At 42.4% G+C, this 20,626-nt stretch carries 19 protein-coding genes; 14 read left to right on the forward strand and 5 right to left on the reverse strand.

Features of this window, described 5'->3' with window-relative positions; translation table 11 throughout:
• Positions 1-111: 111 nt before the first annotated feature.
• The 4 genes from AC1RRY_RS17975 to AC1RRY_RS17990 all read left to right on the forward strand — a co-directional run bounded on the left by AC1RRY_RS17975 (position 112) and on the right by AC1RRY_RS17990 (position 8,501).
• Complete coding sequence (locus AC1RRY_RS17975; RefSeq protein ID WP_492822050.1) at positions 112-2,757, forward strand: ABC transporter permease; 2,646 nt, start codon at positions 112-114, stop codon at positions 2,755-2,757.
• Positions 2,758-2,965: 208 nt separating this feature from the next.
• Positions 2,966-5,641, forward strand: a complete 2,676-nt coding sequence (locus AC1RRY_RS17980; protein ID WP_492822048.1) for an ABC transporter permease — start codon at positions 2,966-2,968, stop codon at positions 5,639-5,641.
• A gap of 538 nt (positions 5,642-6,179) precedes the next feature.
• A complete protein-coding gene (locus AC1RRY_RS17985; protein WP_492822046.1) occupies positions 6,180-7,118 on the forward strand; it encodes a hypothetical protein in 939 nt (312 codons plus the stop codon).
• A gap of 168 nt (positions 7,119-7,286) precedes the next feature.
• Complete coding sequence (locus AC1RRY_RS17990) at positions 7,287-8,501, forward strand: multidrug effflux MFS transporter (RefSeq protein ID WP_492822044.1); 1,215 nt, start codon at positions 7,287-7,289, stop codon at positions 8,499-8,501.
• Between the two features lie 123 nt (positions 8,502-8,624).
• Here the strand turns inward: AC1RRY_RS17990 and AC1RRY_RS17995 are convergent, their stop codons facing one another.
• Entirely contained in the window at positions 8,625-9,398 is a 774-nt protein-coding gene (locus tag AC1RRY_RS17995; protein WP_492822042.1) for an NYN domain-containing protein, read from the reverse strand.
• Positions 9,399-9,609: 211 nt separating this feature from the next.
• On the opposite strand from AC1RRY_RS17995, the gene AC1RRY_RS18000 reads away from it, so the two are divergent.
• The 3 genes from AC1RRY_RS18000 (at position 9,610) to AC1RRY_RS18010 (ending at position 11,247) form a co-directional block, all read left to right on the forward strand.
• Positions 9,610-10,038 carry a hypothetical protein gene (locus tag AC1RRY_RS18000; protein ID WP_492822040.1) on the forward strand — a complete coding sequence of 143 codons (429 nt, stop codon included), beginning with the start codon at positions 9,610-9,612 and terminating at the stop codon, positions 10,036-10,038.
• Positions 10,039-10,304: 266 nt separating this feature from the next.
• Entirely contained in the window at positions 10,305-10,718 is a 414-nt protein-coding gene (locus AC1RRY_RS18005) for a hypothetical protein (RefSeq protein ID WP_492822038.1), read from the forward strand.
• 172 nt (positions 10,719-10,890) lie between these two features.
• Complete coding sequence (locus AC1RRY_RS18010) at positions 10,891-11,247, forward strand: VOC family protein (RefSeq protein ID WP_492822036.1); 357 nt, start codon at positions 10,891-10,893, stop codon at positions 11,245-11,247.
• A gap of 68 nt (positions 11,248-11,315) precedes the next feature.
• On the opposite strand, the gene AC1RRY_RS18015 is transcribed toward AC1RRY_RS18010, so the two are convergent.
• Positions 11,316-12,395: an alkene reductase gene (locus AC1RRY_RS18015; protein ID WP_492822034.1), complete on the reverse strand. Its 1,080-nt coding sequence runs from the start codon at positions 12,393-12,395 to the stop codon at positions 11,316-11,318.
• Between the two features lie 72 nt (positions 12,396-12,467).
• Here AC1RRY_RS18015 and AC1RRY_RS18020 point away from each other — a divergent pair, with 72 nt between their 5' ends.
• The gene (locus AC1RRY_RS18020) at positions 12,468-12,818 is read left to right on the forward strand and encodes a winged helix-turn-helix transcriptional regulator (RefSeq protein ID WP_492822033.1); all 351 of its coding nucleotides are present in this window, start codon (positions 12,468-12,470) and stop codon (positions 12,816-12,818) included.
• 253 nt (positions 12,819-13,071) lie between these two features.
• Here AC1RRY_RS18020 and AC1RRY_RS18025 read toward each other — a convergent pair whose 3' ends face one another.
• The 3 genes from AC1RRY_RS18025 to AC1RRY_RS18035 all read right to left on the reverse strand — a co-directional run bounded on the left by AC1RRY_RS18025 (position 13,072) and on the right by AC1RRY_RS18035 (position 15,425).
• Positions 13,072-13,812: an Ig-like domain-containing protein gene (locus AC1RRY_RS18025; protein ID WP_492822031.1), complete on the reverse strand. Its 741-nt coding sequence runs from the start codon at positions 13,810-13,812 to the stop codon at positions 13,072-13,074.
• Between the two features lie 233 nt (positions 13,813-14,045).
• Positions 14,046-14,510, reverse strand: a complete 465-nt coding sequence (locus tag AC1RRY_RS18030) for a YdeI/OmpD-associated family protein (RefSeq protein WP_492822029.1) — start codon at positions 14,508-14,510, stop codon at positions 14,046-14,048.
• 375 nt (positions 14,511-14,885) lie between these two features.
• Positions 14,886-15,425 (reverse strand): YciE/YciF ferroxidase family protein, encoded by a 540-nt coding sequence (locus AC1RRY_RS18035; RefSeq protein WP_492822027.1) that lies wholly within the window; start codon positions 15,423-15,425, stop codon positions 14,886-14,888.
• Positions 15,426-15,646: 221 nt separating this feature from the next.
• Between AC1RRY_RS18035 and AC1RRY_RS18040 the strand changes: the two genes are divergently transcribed.
• The 6 genes from AC1RRY_RS18040 (at position 15,647) to AC1RRY_RS18065 (ending at position 20,517) form a co-directional block, all read left to right on the forward strand.
• The gene (locus AC1RRY_RS18040) at positions 15,647-16,303 is read left to right on the forward strand and encodes a DUF6766 family protein (protein WP_492822025.1); all 657 of its coding nucleotides are present in this window, start codon (positions 15,647-15,649) and stop codon (positions 16,301-16,303) included.
• 13 nt (positions 16,304-16,316) lie between these two features.
• Entirely contained in the window at positions 16,317-16,802 is a 486-nt protein-coding gene (locus AC1RRY_RS18045; RefSeq protein WP_492822023.1) for a CinA family protein, read from the forward strand.
• A 150-nt stretch (positions 16,803-16,952) separates the two neighbouring features.
• Positions 16,953-17,705, forward strand: a complete 753-nt coding sequence (locus AC1RRY_RS18050) for an FkbM family methyltransferase (protein WP_492822021.1) — start codon at positions 16,953-16,955, stop codon at positions 17,703-17,705.
• Between the two features lie 232 nt (positions 17,706-17,937).
• Complete coding sequence (locus tag AC1RRY_RS18055; RefSeq protein ID WP_492822019.1) at positions 17,938-18,690, forward strand: FkbM family methyltransferase; 753 nt, start codon at positions 17,938-17,940, stop codon at positions 18,688-18,690.
• A gap of 251 nt (positions 18,691-18,941) precedes the next feature.
• Positions 18,942-19,313, forward strand: a complete 372-nt coding sequence (locus tag AC1RRY_RS18060) for a hypothetical protein (RefSeq protein ID WP_492822017.1) — start codon at positions 18,942-18,944, stop codon at positions 19,311-19,313.
• 361 nt (positions 19,314-19,674) lie between these two features.
• A complete protein-coding gene (locus AC1RRY_RS18065) occupies positions 19,675-20,517 on the forward strand; it encodes a hypothetical protein (protein ID WP_492822015.1) in 843 nt (280 codons plus the stop codon).
• Positions 20,518-20,626 lie beyond the last annotated feature (109 nt).

A 20,626-nucleotide genomic window follows, 5' to 3' on the forward strand; every position in this document is an offset into this window, starting at 1 on the left:
TATCATTGATTATGAATCATTCATTCTTTAAAATTAGCCTTCAAATGAAAATCATACTAATCAGGTTAATCAGTTAAATCACAGTTCAGGACACAATTCACCAAATAAATTATGAAAAAGTATCCCCAAAATATATCACCTCCCCGCTGGACAGATGCGTTGCTTGAAGCGATGCTTCCGCCGGATTTATATGAAGAACTGCAAGGCGATATGCATGAGCAGTTTGAGGTGATGGTGGAACAAAAGGGCTTAGCCCTTGCCCGGGTGCTGTATGTGTGGGAGGTGCTGCGGTTTTGCAGACCTTATTTTCTGAAACGTAAATTATCAGCCAAGGCTGAATCAGTGAACGACTATTACTCTTTAATAAACCCTGTTATGCTACAAAATTATCTCAAAATAGCTTTTCGTAACCTGATGCGTGCCAAAGGCTATGTGTTTATCAATATTTCCGGTTTGGCTGTGGGTATCGCTGCCTGTACGCTCATCATTCTCTGGATACAGAACGAATTGCAATACGATCGCTTTTACAGCAAAACCGACCGATTGTATCAGGTATATAATAAGGACATTTTCAGCGGGACACCAATGGTGTGGGAATCGACACCAAGACCTTTAGCACCAACTTTGAAACAGAACTATCCGGAGGTAGAGGAGACGTCCCGATTCAGACAGACGGGCTTATTATTAAGTGTAAATGATAATAAATTGAACGTTGGCGGGGCTTTTGTTGACCCGTCATTTCTGAAATTATTTGATTTCCCCTTAAAGTCAGGCAATGTGCAAAGTGTGCTGGCCGGCAATAACGGAATTGTGATTACGGAGTCACTGGCAGAGAAATTATTTGGTACAAAGCTGGCAGTAGGCAAGGTAGTGCAGATTGAAAATAAAGAGAGTTTTGCAGTAACGGGTGTGTTGGAAGATATACCGGACAACAGCAAATTCGGTAATATATCTTATTTTTTGCCTTACAACTATTTTGTTACGCTGGGTTGGGGCTCTGATGCCTGGGAGTCGAACAATGATTATACCTATGTTTTACTGAAAGAACACGCCGATGAAGCAACAGCAAATCAGAAAATCAAGAAATTGACGGCCGAGCATCTGAAAGGCGTTATTGAAGATGTGAAAAACCGCGAGATTTTCCTGCATCCTGCCAGTAAATGGCATTTGTATTCGAAGCAGGAAAACGGACAACTGGTAGAAGGAAGAATTGTAACTGTGCGTTTGTTCGGATTAATCGCAGTTTTTATTCTGTTGATAGCGGCTGTTAATTTCATCAATCTGAGTACGGCCCGCAGCGAGAAAAGAGCCAAAGAAGTGGGTGTCAGAAAAGTAGCAGGCGCACAGAAAGTGTCGTTGGTTTTACAGTTTATCGGCGAGTCGGTGCTGCTTACCTTTATGGCCGGTATCGTTGCCTTGCTGATTGTTCTGATCGCACTGCCTTTCTTTAATGAGTTGACGGGTAAAACGCTTTCGTTAGATTTCACCTCCGGTTATTTCTGGTTGGCAGCCCTGGGTGTTTTATTATTTATAGGTTTGCTGGCGGGCTATTATCCGGCATTTTTTCTGGCGAATTTCCAACCTATCAAAGTTCTGAAAGGGACCTTCAGTTCGCAAAGAGCGGTTTTTACTCCAAGAAAGGTTCTGGTAGTGGTGCAATTTACTTTTGCCATTGTACTCATTGTGGCAACGCTCATTATTAACAGACAAATTGACCATGCCCAGGCGAGAAGTAAAGGGTATGACCAGAACAATTTACTTTTCACCTACCTATCGGGTGATTTGCCTGATCACTATACTGCCCTGCAAGAAGAATTGATGCAAAGTGGGGTTGCCGTATCGATGAGTAAATCTTTAGGGCCGCTAACCGAAATTAATACGCGGCAATGGGGTGTAATATGGCCGGGTAGTACGCAAGCTGATAAAGATGTGGAATTTGATAAATTCGGCACGGACGCCAATTTTCTGAAAACAACGGGTACCCGCCTGGTGACGGGAAGAGAAATAGATATTAGTAAATACCGGACCGACTCTACTGCTGTAATGCTGAACGAAGCCGCGGTAAAAAAGATGAACCTGAAAAACCCTATCGGCACGACGGTTCGTATTCAGAATGCCGACTGGCGTGTGGTAGGGGTGGTAAAAGATTTCATTTTTGCTTCGCCGTATGATCCTATTAATCCGGTGCTGATTGAGGGGCCGGGAGGAACAGTAGCTAAAAACTGGCTTAGTATCCGATTGAATAACAACAACCCAATGGCGCAAAATCTGGAAACTTTGGAACGGATATTTGCCAAATATAACCCGGCGTATCCGTTTGAATACAGCTTTGCTGACGAATCGTATAAGGCAAAGTTTGCGGATGAACAACGCACCGGATCGCTCACCGGATTGTTTACGGGCCTCACCATTTTTATTGCCTGTCTGGGTTTGTTCGGGCTGGCGGCTTATACAGCACAGCAGAGAACAAAAGAGGTAGGTATACGCAAAGTACTGGGTGCTCCGGTGGTGAGTATTGTGCAGTTATTAACCAAAGATTTTATCCGGTTGTTGCTGATTGCCTTTGCCATAGGAGCGCCTATCGGCTGGTATGCCATGGAGCAATGGCTACAGGGCTATAACTACCGGATTGGTATTGGTGCAGGGGTGTTTATCCTTACGCTGGTGTCGTCAATTATCATTGTACTCATCTCAGTCGGTTTTCAGGCCATCAGGGCAGCATTGGTGAATCCGGTGAAGAGTTTGAAAAGTGAATGAGGTAAAGGATTGAGTGATTGAGCGATTGAGTGAATTAGTGATTATTTTTAATAACTAGTTTAACTGATTTATATATGTTACGACTAAACAATTGTTCACTCTAAGACATCCGTTTAGTAAATTTATTCACTAATTCACCATTTGCTAATTCGTCATTTTCCAATCACTCATTCACTAAATCGCTCAATCACTCAATAAACAAATATAAATGACCCAACCCGAAAACATATCGCCACCACGCTGGGCAGATAAACTGCTGATGGTTTTTTTGCCGGATGATCTGGCGGAAGAATTGCAGGGCGATATGCACGAGCAATTTGAGTGGATGGTGACAGAAAAGGGCTTAACCCAAGCCAGATGGCTATATGTGTGGGAGGTTCTAAGGTTCTGCAGACCCTATTTTCTGAAACGACGGTTTTTCCCAAAAACACCAGATATTTATTCTAATTCAGTTTCTATATTCTCACTAATTATGATACGCAATTACTTTACCATTGCCTGGCGAAATCTGATTCGCAACAAGGCGTTTTCAATTATCAACATTTTCGGACTGGCGCTGGGAATCTGTTGTTTCATGCTCATTGCTGTGTTTGTATACGACGAGCTGAACTATGACCGGCACCCTGACAACGCCGGGCAGATTTACAGGGTCAATGTAGCTGTTACCGGCAATGGAAATATTGCCACTTACCCCAATGTAGATTTTGCGGTAGGAGAAGGCATGAAAAGTTCATTTCCCGAAGTAAAGGCCTATACCATGGTATCGCCGGCTACTGACTTTGTGAAGTATGAAGACAACCATTTTAAAGAAACCAAGTTGGCTTTTACCACAGCTAATTTTTTCAGGATGTTCTCTATCCCTTTGCTGGAAGGAAACCCTGATAATGCTTTGACAGAACCCAACACAATGGTGATTTCAAAGGCTTTGGCACAGAAATACTTTGGAGATACTGACCCTGTGGGAAAATCGCTGGAGATTGGTACACAGCAAAGAGCTTATAAGATTACGGGCGTGTTTGATAAAATACCTGACAATTCACATTTTCATTTCGAGGCTTTGCTGAGTATTGTAACCTGGCATATTCAGAATGCAACCTGGAGCAATCTTGGGCCCCATACTTACATTGAGCTGAACAAAAATACCGATGCCGGAAAACTTGAAGCGAAGTTTCCGCAGCTGGTATTGAAATATGTTGTGCCCGAAGTGCAGCGCGACATGGGCGTGAGCTTAGAAGAAGCCCGCAAGTCGGTAGATACATTCCGGTTTTTGCTACAGCCGCTAACCGATTTGCATCTGTACGGAGGCACCAAATATGAGCTTGAACCGGGGGGAGACATCCGGTACGTCTATGTGTTCAGTGTGTTGGCAATGTTTATTTTGATGCTGGCCTGTGTCAATTTTACCAATCTATCGACGGCGCTATCTGTGAAGCGCTCTAAAGAAGTGGGTATCAGAAAAGTACTGGGTTCAGTAAAAAAGCAACTGGTGATTCAGTTTCTGGCTGAATCAATATTGTTGACATTCTTTGCCATGATTTTCGCTTACCTGTTTATCTTTTTATTGCTGCCTTATTTTAATCAACTGGCCGGTAAAAACCTGAGTTTCGCTTTTTTCCTGAACTACCGGGTGATTGGCGCCTTGCTGCTGGTTAGTTTCTTGTCAGGCATTGTTGCGGGCATTTATCCGGCTTTCTTTTTGTCGTCGTTCAATATTATACGCACGCTTAAAGGGGCTTTGTTTAACAAGAACCGCCAGAAAAAACCATTGCAAAGCAGCCTGATTGTGTTTCAGTTTACGGTTTCCACGCTTCTGATTATTGCCACCATAGTGGTGTATCAGCAGTTGCAGCACATGCAGACTAAAAAACTGGGTTACGACAAAGACCAGGTTTTGTTTCTGCCCGATACCCGTGTGTTACAAAGTAACCAGCAGGTTTTTCAGGAACAATTGAAGCAGGATAAACGCGTGGTGTCGGCGAGCATATCGCGGATGGTACCGGGTAACAACAATCTGAACGGCACGCAGGTGTATCCAAAAAATGAGAAGTCGAACGGGGTGGAGATACACATTGATATTTTTAATGTCGATTATGATTACCTCAATACGCTCGGCATGAAAATTATTAAGGGTAGGGCTTTCTCGAAAGAGTTTTCGACCGATTCTGCCGGAGTAGTTATTAATGAATCGGCAGTGCGAGAACTGGGATGGAAAGGGCTTGACCCCATCGGTCGTACCATTGTGCGCTCGGGGCAGCAAGAGCTTAAAGTATTGGGTGTTGTGCAAGACTTCAACTATACTTCGGTAAAACAGAAAGTGGCGCCTGCCATGATGCAACTGGGCCGGAACTACGGTGGAATGGTAATAAAAATGAATACGGCAGATATTAAGGATTTTCTGATTGATTTGCGAAAATACTGGGATGCTTTTCATCCGTCTGCGCCACTCGAATATTACTTTCTGGATGAGAATTTTGCCTCGCTCTATGCCGGAGAACAACGCACCCAGCAGATATTTTCAATATTTGCCATGCTAGCGGTTATCATTGCCAGCCTTGGGCTATTTGCGCTTTCAACCTTTATTATTGAGCAACGTAAAAAAGAAGTGGGTATAAGAAAAGTACTGGGGGCTTCGGTGAATGGTATTGTGCAGTTGTTGGTGAAAGATTTTATCATGCTGGTATTGATAGCAGTGCTTATTGCTTCTCCTCTGGCCTGGTATGCCATGAACCAGTGGCTGAAGGATTTTGCTTACAAAATTGACATGCAATGGTGGATGTTTGCATTGGCAGGCTGTGTAGCTGTTGCAATAGCGCTGGTGACTGTGAGTTATCATGGCATTAAAGCCGCGCTGATGAATCCCGTGAAGAGTTTGAAGAGCGAGTAAAAGATTTAGTGATTGAGTGAGTTAGTGAATGAGTGATTGGGAAATGACGAATTAGTGAATGGTGAATTAGCGAATAGAGATTTCTGGGTTTTTGTAATCTTAGGGCTGTTGGGCCGTCTATTATAGCAGCCTGTTAAGTCTGCATAGAGCAATTCCATGGCTACTCTGATAATTAATTGGTGCCGCTTAGTGCTTTTGGGAGCATTGAGCGGCACTTTTATATAAAATAGGATTAATTCAATAATTATTAAAATATTTTAATAATAGCTTATTTATTTTACAATTTTTTAATAAAAAAGCGTTGTAAGTAATGTGCAACGCACGTACTTTGTAAAAAAGTAAAAATCAATTGTAATTAAAGCAAAAACCCCCTTCATTTAGGGGCTTTTTTGTTTGTGGGCGGGGGGATTTTATTCTGTTTTTATGAAATGATGCGTGTTCTCTTATCTATCTTTAATTCTCTTGTTTTATCTCTGTTATTTCCTGATTTTCACTATTTTGCACCCTTATTCTTTTGCAACTTATAACTGTGGCATCAATGAAAAGTCTTTTCCTTTTATCCTTTCTTCTGCTTACTTCTTTTACAACTTACTCACAAAAAACTGAGATACCCATACGCTGGAAAGCGGGAGATTCATGGACTTACGATTTACAGAAAAGGGAACGGAGCCGATGGACAGATGGCGATGAAAGAAGCCGGATGGGCTTTCGGTTGAAGATTCTCGATGAGACCCGGGGCGAAGCAGGTGACTACGAGGCCGAATGGCAGTATCTGTATTATAATAGTCCGCAGACGGATAGCCTACCGAATAGCTGTATTGTTATACTACGGAAATTTTTATTGCAGACACCCCTACGGCTACGTATCAATAAAGAAGGAGCATTTGCAGGTTGGACTGAATTACCGGAACTTAGGAAAAAACTACTGGCTTTATATGATGACGAACGTCGGAAAGCAGGAGTTGCTATATGCGACTATAGAGTGCAATGGTTGACGCAGATAAGAGAAGATTCGAAAGATTTCCTATCGGGTCATGTGCCGGAGGTGGGTCAATTTTTCAAGGCTTTTTTGTTGTTACGGGCCGATTCTGATCTTACCAGAGATACCGTCAGGGTATTAGAAAATGAGTTAGCCGGTAAAGTGCGGGTACCAAAAAAGGTGAGCCGTAAGGTAAAAGAGTCAGCCGCAGAGTATGAGGTTAGCTTTGAAACGGAGCTGTCACCTGCCGAATACAAGAAATATCGTACAGCAGGTTTTGAAAAGGCCTGGATTGAGATGGGAATGCCAATAGAAAGTCTGGAAAAAGCTAAGGCTAAACTGGAGAAATATCAGCCGGTGTGGAAAGAATTGTGGCAGGCAGTTTTTGATAAAAGCAACGGAGCGGTCACCCGGTTTAAGTACCAGCGTGAAGAGCTGGCTGTTACAGAGGAAAACGAAATATTTGCCTATGAGTATATCTGTATAAAAGATAAGTGAGCGTGCAATGCCAATACTAACCGTGACACGCCCTTATGCTTGCGAGGACAGGCGTGCCACGATACCTCGGCTATTTGTCCGGTTTGCCCCCTTATTTTGGCGTTTTTACACCTTTGTGGTGTGGTTCAGATAGTATAATTTTGTGGGGTAAAAATAGCTTTCCGATCAATGCAAACAATAGAAATGAGCCAGCCTAAAACTGCCGATAAAAAACTGAGCCGCATGGAATTTATTGCCATGATGGCCTGTATAGAATTACTGACGGCTCTGGCCATTGATATCATGCTGCCTACTTTTGCCGATGTACGGGCGCATTTTGGCTTGGGCAGGGAGTCTGCTGCTACGGCACGGTTAGTTACTTTTTTCTTTATGGGGCAATTCTGCCAATTGATATTCGGTCCGTTGGCTGATAAATACGGGCGTGTGCCGGTTATGCGGGTGGGCTTTGTGTTGTTTATCAGCGCCTGTGTGGGCGGAGCTTTGGCACCCAATATCATCTGGCTGTCGGCTGCGCGCTTTGTGATGGGCATGGGGTCGTCGGCTATGTTTGTGAGTGTGCTTGCCTGTGTACGCGACCGCTTTGTAGGCAATGAAATGGCACAGACCATGTCGTTGATACTGACCATCTTTCTGATTGCTCCGGTGCTGGCGCCCTTGCTGGGGGCTGCTATTTTGTCGGTTTCCAACTGGCAGGTGGTGTTTCTTACTCCGGCTGCATTTGCCATAGTGTTTTTCTGCTGGTCGCTTCGCCTGCCTGAATCGGCACCTGCCGAGGGGCGCAAGCATACGGATGTTTTTGGTTTGATGCGGTCGTTTCGGACCGTTTTCAGCAACCGGCAGTTTGTGCGTTATACTGCCATTACTACTGTGCTGTTTGCGGCGTTTAGCTCTTATGTGGGCAGTTCGGAGCGCATCATTGGCACGTTATATGGCCAGCCTCACTTGTTTGTATACATTTTTGGAGCCATCGGCTTTTGCATGAGTGTTTTTACTTTTATCAACTCCCGTTTGGTTGAGAAACTCGGGGCGAAACGAACGCTCCGGCTGTTGCTGTTTATCTATGCAGGTGGGGCGTGTGTCTTGTTGCTGCTTACGGTTGTTTCTCAGGCTCCGGTGCATTTGTTTTTGCTCTTTGCCATTATAGGACTATTACAGAGTTTGAATGTGGCTATTGAGCCCAATAGTAGTTCACTGGCATTGGAGCCGATGGGTGATAAGGCCGGAATGGCAGCTTCTATTTATGGTACTTCGTATCTGGTTATCGGTGCGTTTCTGGGCTCGGTGATAGACAGCCTGCTGGCGCATTCAATTACTCCACTGGCTATTGCTTATTGTATTGACGGTTGCCTGGCATTGGGGCTATTTTTGTGGTGGAGAAAGTGATGGGGATTTTCGAATGTCGATTTTCGATTGCGGATTGTCGAATTGGATTATTTGAAATTGTGTAGCCTTGTGCCGGAATAATCTATTTGGGGTTGAGGCGTAGATAATTGATGGAGAATCGAATCAAACCTGCTTCAGTCTTAAAAGTGGGTGATTGATGCCGTTGATTTCTTTCTTGACAACTTCGTATTTATCGAGGGTTTCTAATAGTTTGGATAGCGTTTTGAAGCCGTAGGTTCTGGAGTCAAAGCTGGGGTCAATTTTTCTTAACGAAAGCCCAATGTTCGAAACAGAGGTTTCTTCTTCACTTGTAGATATTTCAAAAGCTTTGTCAATGATACTTTCGTCGAGTTCAGAGATTTTCTTTGTGTGCGAGGTCTTGACTATTTCTTTCTGGTTAATTTTGCTTTGTTTGGCAATTCTTCTGTCCGGGACGGAGTTGTCTGTTATTTCAGATTCGGCCATCAGGTTCTCTGAAAAAGTAAAGATGTCGCAAGAATTAACAAATGCGGCTGGCGTAATGGTTCTGCCGATTCCCATCACGAAAAGTCCTTCTTCTCTGATCCTCTTGGCAAGGCCGGTATAATCGCTGTCGCTGGACACAATACAAAACCCATTAATACTTTTACCATGTAAAATATCCATGGCATCAATAATAAGCGAACTGTCGGTTGAATTTTTGCCGGTTGTATAAGAGAATTTTTGTATCGGATTAATAGAATACTGATTCAACACGTCTTTCCAGCTTTTCATGCCGGTGTTTGTCCAGTCGCCATATATCCTTCTGATAGTGGCCTTGCCATACTTGGAAACCTCGGATAATATTTCCTTGATTAATTTTGCCTGAGCATTGTCTCCATCTATCAGGACAGCAATATTAAACTGATCTCCGCTCATGTGTTTTCAATAGTTTGTTGAATATATCAATTATCTCTTTTTTCAGAAATAATGGCATCTGTATCCGGGGTTTTTATCTGAACAAATATAGAATATCTAATCTGCACTTGGCTGATAAAGTACAAATAAGATTTTGTATGCGGTATAACCGCCGGGTATGGCATAGATTTTTTTGTTAATGCAGCATCCACACATCTAAAAAAATAATGCTATGAAAACTATTAGAATTCTCGGATTGGGCCTGATGGCCATGTTTGCAATGCAGGCCTGTGAAAAGGAAGTTGAAGTTTCGGAAGGCTCCGCGCGTATATCAGAACTGACGTGTCCGGGTGCCGTTTTTTCGGGTACGGCTTCGGCGGGTGTTACTTATAACGGCGTGTTTACGGTACCTTATTCGGGGGGAGACGGCAGCACATATACTTCTAATAGTGGCGTGTCGTCCATCGGTGTTATGGGTCTTTCGGCTATTCTGGTTCCCGGTACGCTTGCTACCGGTTCAGGTATGCTTACTTATTCGGTGGCAGGTACCCCTGCTACAAACGGTATGGCGTCATTCGTGGTAAATTTCGGCGGACAAGTCTGTACGGTTTCCATGCCTGTAATGGGTTCTCCCAATAATCCTGAGCCGGTGGGGGAATAGATGCCCATTCGTTATATAGCTTACAAGCCTCTTAAACGAGGCTTTTTTTATGAACTACGCCAGCGGATTCAGGTTTTAAATCTATTTCTGTTTCCCCGGACAACTCCTGATTACGGCTCATGCCATTGGCCTAGTGCTGAATTATTTGCCGTAAATACCCCTGATTCAGGTACTATATCCCCGTGATTTTGTGGAAACACTACCTCTTAATCAGTATGGCATGGAATTTTTAACCTTTAGATACGTACATCAAAAAAATGAATGTTATGAAAATTATTAAAATTTTGGGTTTGAGTCTGATCGCGCTTTTGTCGTTGCAGGCTTGTGATGAAAATGATGACAATCAGGTTATTGTAGGAACGATTTCCGGACTTAACTGTACAGATGCTACTTTTGCGGGTAGAGCTACAGGAGATACCGCTTACACGAGTACATTCGATGTACCTTATTCCGGTGGTAATGGTATCACCTATACCACCGGCTCGGGTATTTCATCTACTGGTGTTACCGGGCTTTCTGCTACGCTAACCCCGGGTACACTTGCTCTGGGTGGAGGTCATCTTACTTTTAATGTAACGGGTACACCTTCTACCGGAGGTACCGCTTCATTTTTGATTAATTTTGGTGGCCAGAGCTGTACTGTCGCTATGCCGGTAGATTCAGCAACTACCACTCCGTAAGCTTTAAATAAAAAGCAATAATCAGGAATTTGTTTAATGAAAGCCTCTCGTATGGGAGGCTTTTGTGTGTTTGGGCATCAACCGAATTTAAGACATGTGTTGACGAATTGCCTGATTTGATGTATTTTTATACCAATACAGGTTTTCTGGAAAATCTTAAATACGGATTAATATGGCTACTTGTCTTTCTTTTCTACGGGTACCGGATGTGGAGCAAACGCTTCAATGGTATCTGAAACTGGGGTTTAAATGCCTGGGTACGCATGCCGAGCCGGGCTGCGGAATGGATTGGGCTTTGCTCGACTGGGAGGGCGCCCGGTTTATGCTGTATCCGGAGGGCAACGAGGATGCCTCGCTCAATAAAAATGCCGGCCTGTACTTTGATGTTGATTCTATTGATGAACTGATAGCCCCCATAGAAGCCATTGCCGAAGTGATTGAGGTAAATCCTGAAACGGAATACGGTAAAAAAGAGATTGTCTTTAAAGACCTGAACGGCTTTCAGGTTACGTTTGGGTGTGAGGTGTGAACACAAAAAAACCGTCGGAACAGATATCCAGACGGCTTTTTGTGTTCGTTTCTTCACCAGATTCAGTCTTATCCTGCTACGGGATAATCAGTAAAACCTACGGCATCAGGCGTATAAAATGTATTGGTATCGGGCTGGGCAAGTGCAATGCCATTAGCCAGGCGATTCGGTAAATCAGGATTGGCAATAAAAGGTGTTCCGAATGATATCAAATCGGCTTCCTGATTCTGCAGGGCTTTATCGGCTCTTTCTCTGGTATAGCCTGCATTCAATATCAATGTTGATGTAAATTTAGTCCGGATATTTTTCAGTAATGCACGGCCTTCTTCTGTAGCCCTTGCTGCGTAGTCAATCACATGCAGATACGCGATGCCCAGCTTGTTTAGTTCTTCGGCCAGGTATTGGTAAGTTGCCACGGTTTCTTCATACGCGGGCATGCTGTTAAAGTTGTTATAGGGCGATAAGCGTATGGCTGTTTTATCAGCACCTATCCTTTCAGCTACGGCTTTTGTCGTTTCAATCACAAAGCGGGCTCTGTTTTCCACACTTCCGCCATATTCATCTGTCCGTTGATTTACACCCGGATTCAGAAATTGTTCTAACAGGTAACCATTGGCACCATGTAGTTCGACGCCGTCGAAACCAGCTGCTACAGCATTGGCGGCAGCCTGTGCAAATTCTTCAATGGTGGCTTTAAGCTCTTCGGTTGTCATGGCTTTAGGTGTCTCGGTGGTTTGCATACCTTGGGTATCAGTCCACATGGGGCTTTCGGCGCCAACGGCTGAGGGCGCCAGTAACTGTGCACCAGCCGGTAAATTGGCGGCATGACCAATGCGGCCTACGTGCATTAACTGCATAAAGATAACTACGCCTTCGGCATGTACTGCCTGCGTAACTTTTTTCCAGTTTTCGGTTTGTTCGGGGCTGAAAATACCCGGAATGCGTGCATAACCCAAACCATTGGGGCTGGGGGCAGTTCCTTCTGTAATAATCAGCCCGGCCGAGCTTCTTTGTTTATAGTACTCAGCAATGAGGTCGTTCGGAGTATTGCCTATGGCCCTGCTGCGTGTCATGGGGGCCATTGCAATTCTATTTTTGAGTTTAAGTTTACCCTCGTAAGGCGTAAATAAATTAATTGTTTCTGACATGAACCTATTCGTTTAGAAATTATGTTGCAAATGTGCAATGAAGCAGATTCAAAGTCAATAAGTCAGAAAAATATGACCACTACTACTACCGGATTAAACTTTAATAATGTATGCCCGATGGATGGTAACGTAACAAAATGCCATGCGGAGGAAGTATTGAAATTGCTGACAGGTAAATGGGCGTTGCAAATTCTGTTTCGTCTGCATTTTTCAGGTACAACCCGTTTCAGCGAGTTTCTGAGAAAAATCAAAGGTGCTAACAAACAAACGCTGTCTGTGACGCTGAAAGACCTGACCGAGAATGGTTACATTCTGAAAACCACCATACAACTGAAACCACTGCACATTGAATACAGCTTGTCGGAAAAGGGTATTAAGCTGATACCTCTGCTGAAACAATTTGAGGTTTTTAACGATAATTGAGCTTATTTCTATTTTAGATATAAAAAGAGTTGATCTTAAAAGTTTAGTTAAGACGAGTAATACTTGGTACTACGATAACCCCACTCTCTAAATCTCTCTCCCCAACAGTGGGGAGAGAGACTTTAAGTCCTTCCCCACTGTTGGGGAAGGGTTGGGATGGGGTTTTGCCTAAAGATTATTTAGTTTGTTTTTTTGAGACGGACTCTTTTTGCGCAACCGGATCAGCTGTAATATTTATTCTGTTTTCTGAGATTTAAAATAGTGATTTACCTTTCAACCGGGCAATAGTTTTCTTGAATTTAGCCGTATTATCGGTTTTTGGGGTTGTTCTGCTATTCGGGTCATTGGCAGCATAAACGGCAACCAGGCCAAAGTCGGAGTCGACACTAAGAATGATTCCGTACATTTTGCTGTCGTCAAGAAAAACAACATCGCCATCTATTACTGAATACAAGGGGTACCTTTCCTTCAGGAAAGTAGCTACTTCAATCATAACTGCGTTTGTTGAGTTAAAGACCGGGCCGCAGACATCTAGCTTATTGTTAATAAATGAATACAATACCAATTCGACACTGCTGTTTTCACCTTCATAGAGCAGATTATCCGTATCCTCATAAATCAGTTTCCGTTTTTCTTTCAACTTGATTGTCTGCTTACTTTGGTTGAAATCCAGCGCGGGTTCAGTATAGAGTGTGCTGTAAGGGGTAATTTCAACACTGGATTTGATGGTGCCATTTTTGGTAGCTGCGGTTATTTCGGCTTTACCGATTTTACGGCCGGAAAAATTGCCGGTGATGTTGACGGTGCCTACTTTTTCGTCACTGCTTTTCCAGGTGATTTCAGCATTGGCAATGGGTGAAGTGCCTTTTTTTATAGTAAATTGATGTTTGCCGTCGTATTTCAGTTGAATACTGGCGTCTGAAATAATCATGGGATCTTCTTTTTCAGCACAGGCAAAGCAAAGCACAATGAAAAGAGTTGTGAGTTTTTTCATGATAGAGATTTTAATTGATTGAGTGATTCGTGTTGATTTAATTGGTCTACAGCTAATTTGTTTCAGAATAAGGATATTCAGACTCTGGTTGCGGAGATTGTGTGGATACCCTAATTTGGCAAAGTTGTAAAAATCTGATTACTGATTCAATAAAAATCTATTTAACGGTACCCCGGATTTTAAGGATAAATAGAAAAGCAGGCTTTTCTGCCAAAGCCCGCTCCGGCTAGCATTTATATTTTCTTTTGTTGCTCCAGATCTGCAACGGCTTTCTCTATACGTCGACTGCGGGTTTCGGCAGTTTTGGCCTGTTCTATACTGCCGATGTAATATTTCTTGTTACTGTTTGAGATGCCTTCGAAAAACTGTTTCGCCGCCGGATTCCCGTCTAAAGCATTTTGGAAATCGGTCGGTACTTCAATAACTCTCGGCTGGTTGTCGAGTTCAACTGTTACTTCAATAATGTCGCCTCCTTTGATACCCGCGTTCTCTCTTACCTCCGCACTTACAGGCAGCATGAATAGGCCATTCATAACGGCCACAGTGCTAGGATAAGTATAGTTATTGATGGTCACTTTTACAGGTGGGCGTTTGCCTGTGCCTAATTGCTCGACCACTAAAGGAGGAACTTCAAGTCCGGTGGCCGTTTTTCCGGCTGTTAACAGTTCGGTTGCAAAGGTTATTTTCGGAGTTTCCATCGTTGCATTTTTTTATTTACAAAGTAAATGCAATATACGCAAAACTCCGGTGCCTGAAAACGACAATCTGTGGGGCTGTTTGGGACAAAAGCGGGATAGGCTAGGGCATGGGGCAGAGGGCAAAGGGTAAAAAGCAGATGGTAAAGGAGAACAGTTGCCTTATATCTTATAAAGGATATGGAATGATAAGAAGCTGTCTCAAAAAGAAAAGATGCAAAATAGTATTTGGTGCCAAAACAACCGCAGCGGCGGCCGCCCCACTCTCTAAATCTCTCTCCCCAACGGTAGGGAGAGAGACTTTTAACTCCTTCCCCATTGTTGGGGAAGGCTGGGATGGGGTTTTCTGCCCAAAATTATTTGGCTTGAATGCTGTTTTTATTCTTGAAGCGCTCCTGCGTTGATCTGAGACTCGGCCAGAGAGGTAAGTTTTTCGTCTGCGGCACTTTCTTCATCTAAAACAGATTGCAGTACTTTAGCCGCATTACTATACCCCAGCATGCCTGCCAGATTTCTCAGCGAGCCATAAGATGCAATTTCATAATGCTCTACTTTTTGAGCTGCAATAATCAAACCGCAGTCTCTTACAAAAGTGCCCTTTTCGGTTGACTCCACTATTTCGTTGCCTTCTTCAATCAGGCCTTCCATTGCCGGGCAATGTTTGGCTTTTGCCTTTTCTCCGATTTCTTCAAACACTTGCTCTACTTTAGTCACGTGGCCTTCTGTTTCTGTCAGATGAGATTCGAACGCTGCTTTGAGGTCTTCAGAGGTAGCGGCTTTGGCCAACTTTGCTAAAGCTTTCACTAAATGTTTTTCTGCCCAGTAAATGTCTTTCAGGCTATCAACGAACAATTCTTTTAGTTTTTCACCGTCTTGTTCCGACAGCGCAGTTGAGGGATTTGATTTTGTGTTTTTCATTGTATATGGTATAAGAGAATTTATTAAAACTACTGCATTTAGTAAACAAAAACGTGTACCATTAGAAATGAACCATTTTTAGTTGATTATACCCTACTTAAGGGTAAGCAATGTATGCAGAAGCAAAATTGATGTGTAATGGATTCTACAGAATCGGGTGGTCTTCTTTTTTATTGCTATAAACCGCATAATTGTAATTAAGGATACTCAAATTAATACCCATGAAAAAGGCGTCTTTTTTGAAGAGAAACGGTCTTTCTATTGCACTCTTGTCGATGTTTTTATTGTTCTGGGTCGGACAGGCGCTGACAGGCTGGCATGTTTACAATGAAGAACTGGCAGCAGATGAAGCACCTCCGGTTACGTTTTTTCATTACCTCCAAAGCGGGCATTTTCTGTCGGCCACGTTTGAAAACTGGGAGAGCGAGTTTCTACAGATGTTTGTATTTGTGGTGTTCAGTATTTTTCTGTTTCAGGTGGGGTCACCCGAATCAAATTCCATGAGTGGCGATGAGCCGTCAGACAAAGTGCCTGACCGCAAGCGCAGCCCGCACCGGATGGTGAAGAAAGGAGGGGTGTTTTTGTGGGTGTATTCCAACTCGCTGAGCATCGTGTTGTTTTTGTTTTTTATTTGTTCGTTTGCGGCGCATACTTTTGGCAGCTACCGGTATCATCAGAAACAGGAAATGCTTAAAAACCAGCGGCCTGAATCTTTTGCTGATTTTATACAGGGCAGCGATTTCTGGTTTGAGTCGTTCCAGAACTGGCAGAGCGAATTTCTGGCTGTTTTTGTGATTGTTTATTTTACTGTGTTTTTACGCCAGCAGGGGTCGTCGCAGTCGAAACGTGTAGATGCGCTGGATTCAGAATATGAATAACGAATATACCACTATGAATTTATTTGATGATACAAGCCTGGAGCTTATCAGAAACACACTCATAAAAAAGAAGGAAACGCTGGCAGTGGCCGAAAGTGTTTCTTCGGGTGCTTTGCAGCTTGCTTTTTCGACCGTGAAAGACGCCTCTCAATTTTATCAGGGGGGCATAACGGCCTATAACATCGGGCAGAAGTTTAAGCACCTGCATGTAGAACCTATACATGCCTTGGCTTGTGATTGTGTATCGGCCAAAGTAGCGACAGAAATGGCACTAAATGTGTGCCGCTTATTTGAAAGCGACTGGGGGCTGGGAATTACAGGATACGCAGCACCGGTAGCTGAGGGAGACAATCAGTTGTTTGCCTATTATGCCATTGCCTACAAGGGTAAAATTGTGAGCGAAAAAAAACTGAAAGCAGAAAAAGACGACTCATTTAAAGTACAGATCTGCTACACCAATGCACTGCTGAAAGAGATAAGGAAGCATCTGTCTGCCTGATGACCCCGGCAATTGGTGTACTGCATTAGTGTTGGTTTTCTGGTGGTGGGGTATTCGTATAAATTAAATCTACTGACCAATAATTGAAAATAGATTGATATTATCTAGTTTAGGGGTATATAACAATTTAACTAATCCCTTAACGGATAAATGAAAACCGGCAAATACCTATTTGGAGCGCTAAGAAACCGATTGAGATTTGGATTTGATGGCCTTGTTTTAGTTACGAAAACATTATTGAGTAGGCAAAAAATACTCCGGTTTTCGTTTCATAATTTAAAATTGCCGTTTTACTTAAGAAACAACAGCACAGATTTCTCTACCTTCGCTCAGGTGTTTTATAAGGATGAATATGACTTTCCTTTTCAGAAGAAACCCAGGGTTATTGTGGATTGCGGAGCAAATGTTGGTTTGGCTACAATTTATTTCAAAAACAGGTTTCCCGAGGCGAAAATTATCGCAATTGAACCTGACGATGATAATTTTGAAATGCTGCTAAAAAATACGTCGGGCTATTCTGATATTGTTTGTATTAAAGCGGGCATCTGGAGTTCGTCGACAAATCTTGAAATAGTTGATTGTAATTTGGGTGCGTGGGCGTATCAGGTGCAGCCCATTAGTGAAACTACTGAGTCTGCCATCAGAAGCATTACGATTAAGGAAATTATTGATACCTATAATTTAGAAGCAATTGACTTACTGAAATTGGATATTGAAGGCGCTGAAAAAGAAGTATTTGAGATTGGGCAAGACGAATGGCTGCCTTATGTGAATACCTTAATTGTTGAAACGCATGACCGGTTCAAGAAAGGCACAGCGAAAGCTGTTTTTAATGCCCTGCATAAATATAATTTTGATTTTGAAGTAAAAGGAGAAAACCTGTTGTTTGATATGGTGAGGTAGGGGAGGGATGCTTTGATTATGAATAATAAGTGTGATCTAAAAAAAGAGTTTACGTATAGCCATTACTTTGTCTGCCTGGTGGTACCTGTAATGGGTATTGTTTAACTACCATTTTTCTTCTGGTTGTACTAAATTTATTTTTTCTTAATCCAGAGAAAATGGCAAATAAATTGAGAATGGCTATCTTCGACGCTTACTGCTAAAAAGATATAATCACACAACTGATAATAATATGAAGACCAGTAAATTCCTGTTCTATGGAATAAAAGACCGATTGCGATTGGGTTTCGATGGCCTTGCTTTGATTGCGAAAACATTGTTGAGCAGACGGAAAATACTCCGGTTTACTTTTCGCAATTTGAAACTCCCGTTCTACTTAAGAAACAACAGCACCGATTTCTCTGCTTTTACACAGGTGTTCTATAAAAACGAATATAATTTTGATTATACAAAGAAACCCAGGATTATTGTTGACTGTGGAGCAAATATCGGTATGGCTACAATTTATTTCAAAAACCGGTTTCCAGAAGCAAAAATCATCGCGATTGAGCCTGATGATGATAACTTTGAGATGCTGCTAAAAAATACAGCGGGCTATTCTGACATTGTTTGTGTTAAAGCAGGTATCTGGGGTTCGGCAACAAATCTGAAAATTGTAGATTTAAACTATGGAGCTTGGGCATACCGATTACAACCTGCGGATGATTCAGCCAAGTCAACCGTAAGAAGCATTACGATTAAAGAAATTATTGATACCTATAATTTAGAAGCAATTGACTTACTGAAATTGGATATTGAAGGCGCTGAAAAAGAAGTATTTGAAACTGGGCAAGATGAATGGCTGCCTTATGTAAGTACTTTAATTGTTGAAACGCATGACCGATTCAAGAAAGGCACGGCGAAAGCTGTTTTTAATGCCCTGCATAAATATAATTTTGATTTTGAAGTAAAAGGAGAAAACCTGTTGTTTGATATGGTGAGGTAGTCCTGATTTTGAATCCGCTGCACATTGAAAGATTAAAAAACTTGGAAATATTTCTTCCGTATTTTACTTTGCAGTATAATTGAACAATAGCTGTGATTTTTAAAAGAAGCTACGTATAGCGAGTACTTTGTCTGTCGGTTTCCGCGGAACAATCATCCGATTGATGGCATCATAAAATGATGAGATTTTGCACCTACCGGCAAGCCCTGAAAGGCTTCTCACAATTTTATATATTTTAACTATTAACACTTATGCTGAAAAAAACACTACCACTTTTGCTTGTAATGATTGCTGTTGCCTGCCAGAAAGATGTTGAACAGAACCAATACGTGGGTACAAGCTGGACAACCACCGACGACATAGCCGAGTTTATCTATGGCCCCACCTGCACTACAACCATTGAATTTTTAACCGAAACCACCTGTCAGGAAATTGACATCAGAAAAACCAAAAATTTTGGCTCGGGAACTACATCCGCTCAGGGTACTTATTTTGTAAGAAATGATTCTGTTTATTGGAAGATTGATAAAACAACCATAGGTGGCATAGCTAATGGTAGTGTGCTTTCCACCAATATGGGCAAAATTTCAGGAGGTAAAAGGGTTTATACGAAAGATAAGTAGTGTGAATTTAGTCGGCTGCATATAATGATATCAGGAGCGCCGTTACACCCCAGCCGCAATGCATTGCGGCTCTATCAGAATGGTTTTTTTGGTAGAGCCGTATTGCTATACGGCTCAAAGCCTATCCTGTGGCTTATCTGAAATGGCGATATTATATGTAGAAATCAGATAGTGCTTAATTTCAATTCCCGCTTGCATTCTAAGAACGTCTGATACGCCGACAAAATAGATATTTACCGAACACGGAAAGCCTGTTTTTAGTATGTTCAAGCAGGAGGCAGTAAAAATATATACTCAGGTTTTTATTTGTACCCAAATTTGATGTAATTAGCGAATCTGTTAATTGAAACTGCAAAACGCTGTGCTACCAAGCAAATCTGAAATGATGTATGTGACTGTCAATCAAGCCATTGCTCGGGGCAAGCAGATAGTAAACTATCCGGCTTACGCTATCATGGCCCTTTCTTTTGGGCTTTTCGGTTATCTGATTTATCTTGAGATTCTGCCACTCTGGTTTATAGCGCTGGCATTTTTTCTGCCGTATGGCCTTGGCTGGTTGTACTGGAGTTTTGCCATTACCCAATGGCGCTTGTGGGCTTTTGAGAACGTCAGAAATGTACATGAACTTAAAAAACAAGCGGTATTGAACAAACTGATATGGCCGACTGGCAGTTTCTTTGAAAAAACAGAGATAAGGACTACGGCACAGCGGAAAAAATGGAAAGAACTTGAGCAGAAGTTCACAGAAGAAGATGTATTTTATGATGATTTCAATGTGCCTGCAGAAACGAAGATTTACCATGTAAAATGGATAAAATGGGGTAACGTTGGAGTGGGTGTCGGTTTACTGGGTTGGGGGGCTTATAATTTATTGATAGAACCTGATTACTTCTCGGGTATTATAGGTATTGTTCTGGGGCTGGTACTTATATATGTGAGTTACAGAGATGCAACAGATGGCCGCCCCCAAATTATTATCAATGACAAGGGAATACAGACTGTTTCTATGGAATTTGTGCTCTGGAAAGACGTAATCGGAGAAGAAGTACGCATAGAGAGAACAGGCAAAACAACTAATAACTATCTGATTTATTATCACCCGAAAGGTTCAGAAAAGATTAACATCGGCGAGTTAAAAACCAGCATAAGTGACCTTACGTATCTGTTGTCGATTTACAGAGGCAGAAGTCGGAGGAAGAGGTAGTGTTATTCAGAGGAGAGATTTTTCTTTTATGCGTTCTAAGAAAGCATTTCATACTGACTAAATTTATATTTAGTCGAACGTGAGAGTAAAAAGGAATTATAGGAGAACT

The sequence above is a fragment of the Emticicia sp. GW821-FHT11C11 genome (assembly GCF_058808615.1).

Excerpts from the sequence above, each read along its gene's own strand:
- AC1RRY_RS17975 (WP_492822050.1), top strand. The coding sequence starts at position 112 with ATGAAAAAGTATCCCCAAAATATATCACCTCCCCGCTGGACAGATGCG.
- AC1RRY_RS17980 (WP_492822048.1), top strand. The coding sequence starts at position 2,966 with ATGACCCAACCCGAAAACATATCGCCACCACGCTGGGCAGATAAACTG.
- AC1RRY_RS17985 (WP_492822046.1), top strand. The coding sequence starts at position 6,180 with ATGAAAAGTCTTTTCCTTTTATCCTTTCTTCTGCTTACTTCTTTTACA.
- AC1RRY_RS17990 (WP_492822044.1), top strand. The coding sequence starts at position 7,287 with ATGCAAACAATAGAAATGAGCCAGCCTAAAACTGCCGATAAAAAACTG.
- AC1RRY_RS17995 (WP_492822042.1), bottom strand. The coding sequence starts at position 9,398 with ATGAGCGGAGATCAGTTTAATATTGCTGTCCTGATAGATGGAGACAAT.
- AC1RRY_RS18000 (WP_492822040.1), top strand. The coding sequence starts at position 9,610 with ATGAAAACTATTAGAATTCTCGGATTGGGCCTGATGGCCATGTTTGCA.
- AC1RRY_RS18005 (WP_492822038.1), top strand. The coding sequence starts at position 10,305 with ATGAAAATTATTAAAATTTTGGGTTTGAGTCTGATCGCGCTTTTGTCG.
- AC1RRY_RS18010 (WP_492822036.1), top strand. The coding sequence starts at position 10,891 with ATGGCTACTTGTCTTTCTTTTCTACGGGTACCGGATGTGGAGCAAACG.
- AC1RRY_RS18015 (WP_492822034.1), bottom strand. The coding sequence starts at position 12,395 with ATGTCAGAAACAATTAATTTATTTACGCCTTACGAGGGTAAACTTAAA.
- AC1RRY_RS18020 (WP_492822033.1), top strand. The coding sequence starts at position 12,468 with ATGACCACTACTACTACCGGATTAAACTTTAATAATGTATGCCCGATG.
- AC1RRY_RS18025 (WP_492822031.1), bottom strand. The coding sequence starts at position 13,812 with ATGAAAAAACTCACAACTCTTTTCATTGTGCTTTGCTTTGCCTGTGCT.
- AC1RRY_RS18030 (WP_492822029.1), bottom strand. The coding sequence starts at position 14,510 with ATGGAAACTCCGAAAATAACCTTTGCAACCGAACTGTTAACAGCCGGA.
- AC1RRY_RS18035 (WP_492822027.1), bottom strand. The coding sequence starts at position 15,425 with ATGAAAAACACAAAATCAAATCCCTCAACTGCGCTGTCGGAACAAGAC.
- AC1RRY_RS18040 (WP_492822025.1), top strand. The coding sequence starts at position 15,647 with ATGAAAAAGGCGTCTTTTTTGAAGAGAAACGGTCTTTCTATTGCACTC.
- AC1RRY_RS18045 (WP_492822023.1), top strand. The coding sequence starts at position 16,317 with ATGAATTTATTTGATGATACAAGCCTGGAGCTTATCAGAAACACACTC.
- AC1RRY_RS18050 (WP_492822021.1), top strand. The coding sequence starts at position 16,953 with ATGAAAACCGGCAAATACCTATTTGGAGCGCTAAGAAACCGATTGAGA.
- AC1RRY_RS18055 (WP_492822019.1), top strand. The coding sequence starts at position 17,938 with ATGAAGACCAGTAAATTCCTGTTCTATGGAATAAAAGACCGATTGCGA.
- AC1RRY_RS18060 (WP_492822017.1), top strand. The coding sequence starts at position 18,942 with ATGCTGAAAAAAACACTACCACTTTTGCTTGTAATGATTGCTGTTGCC.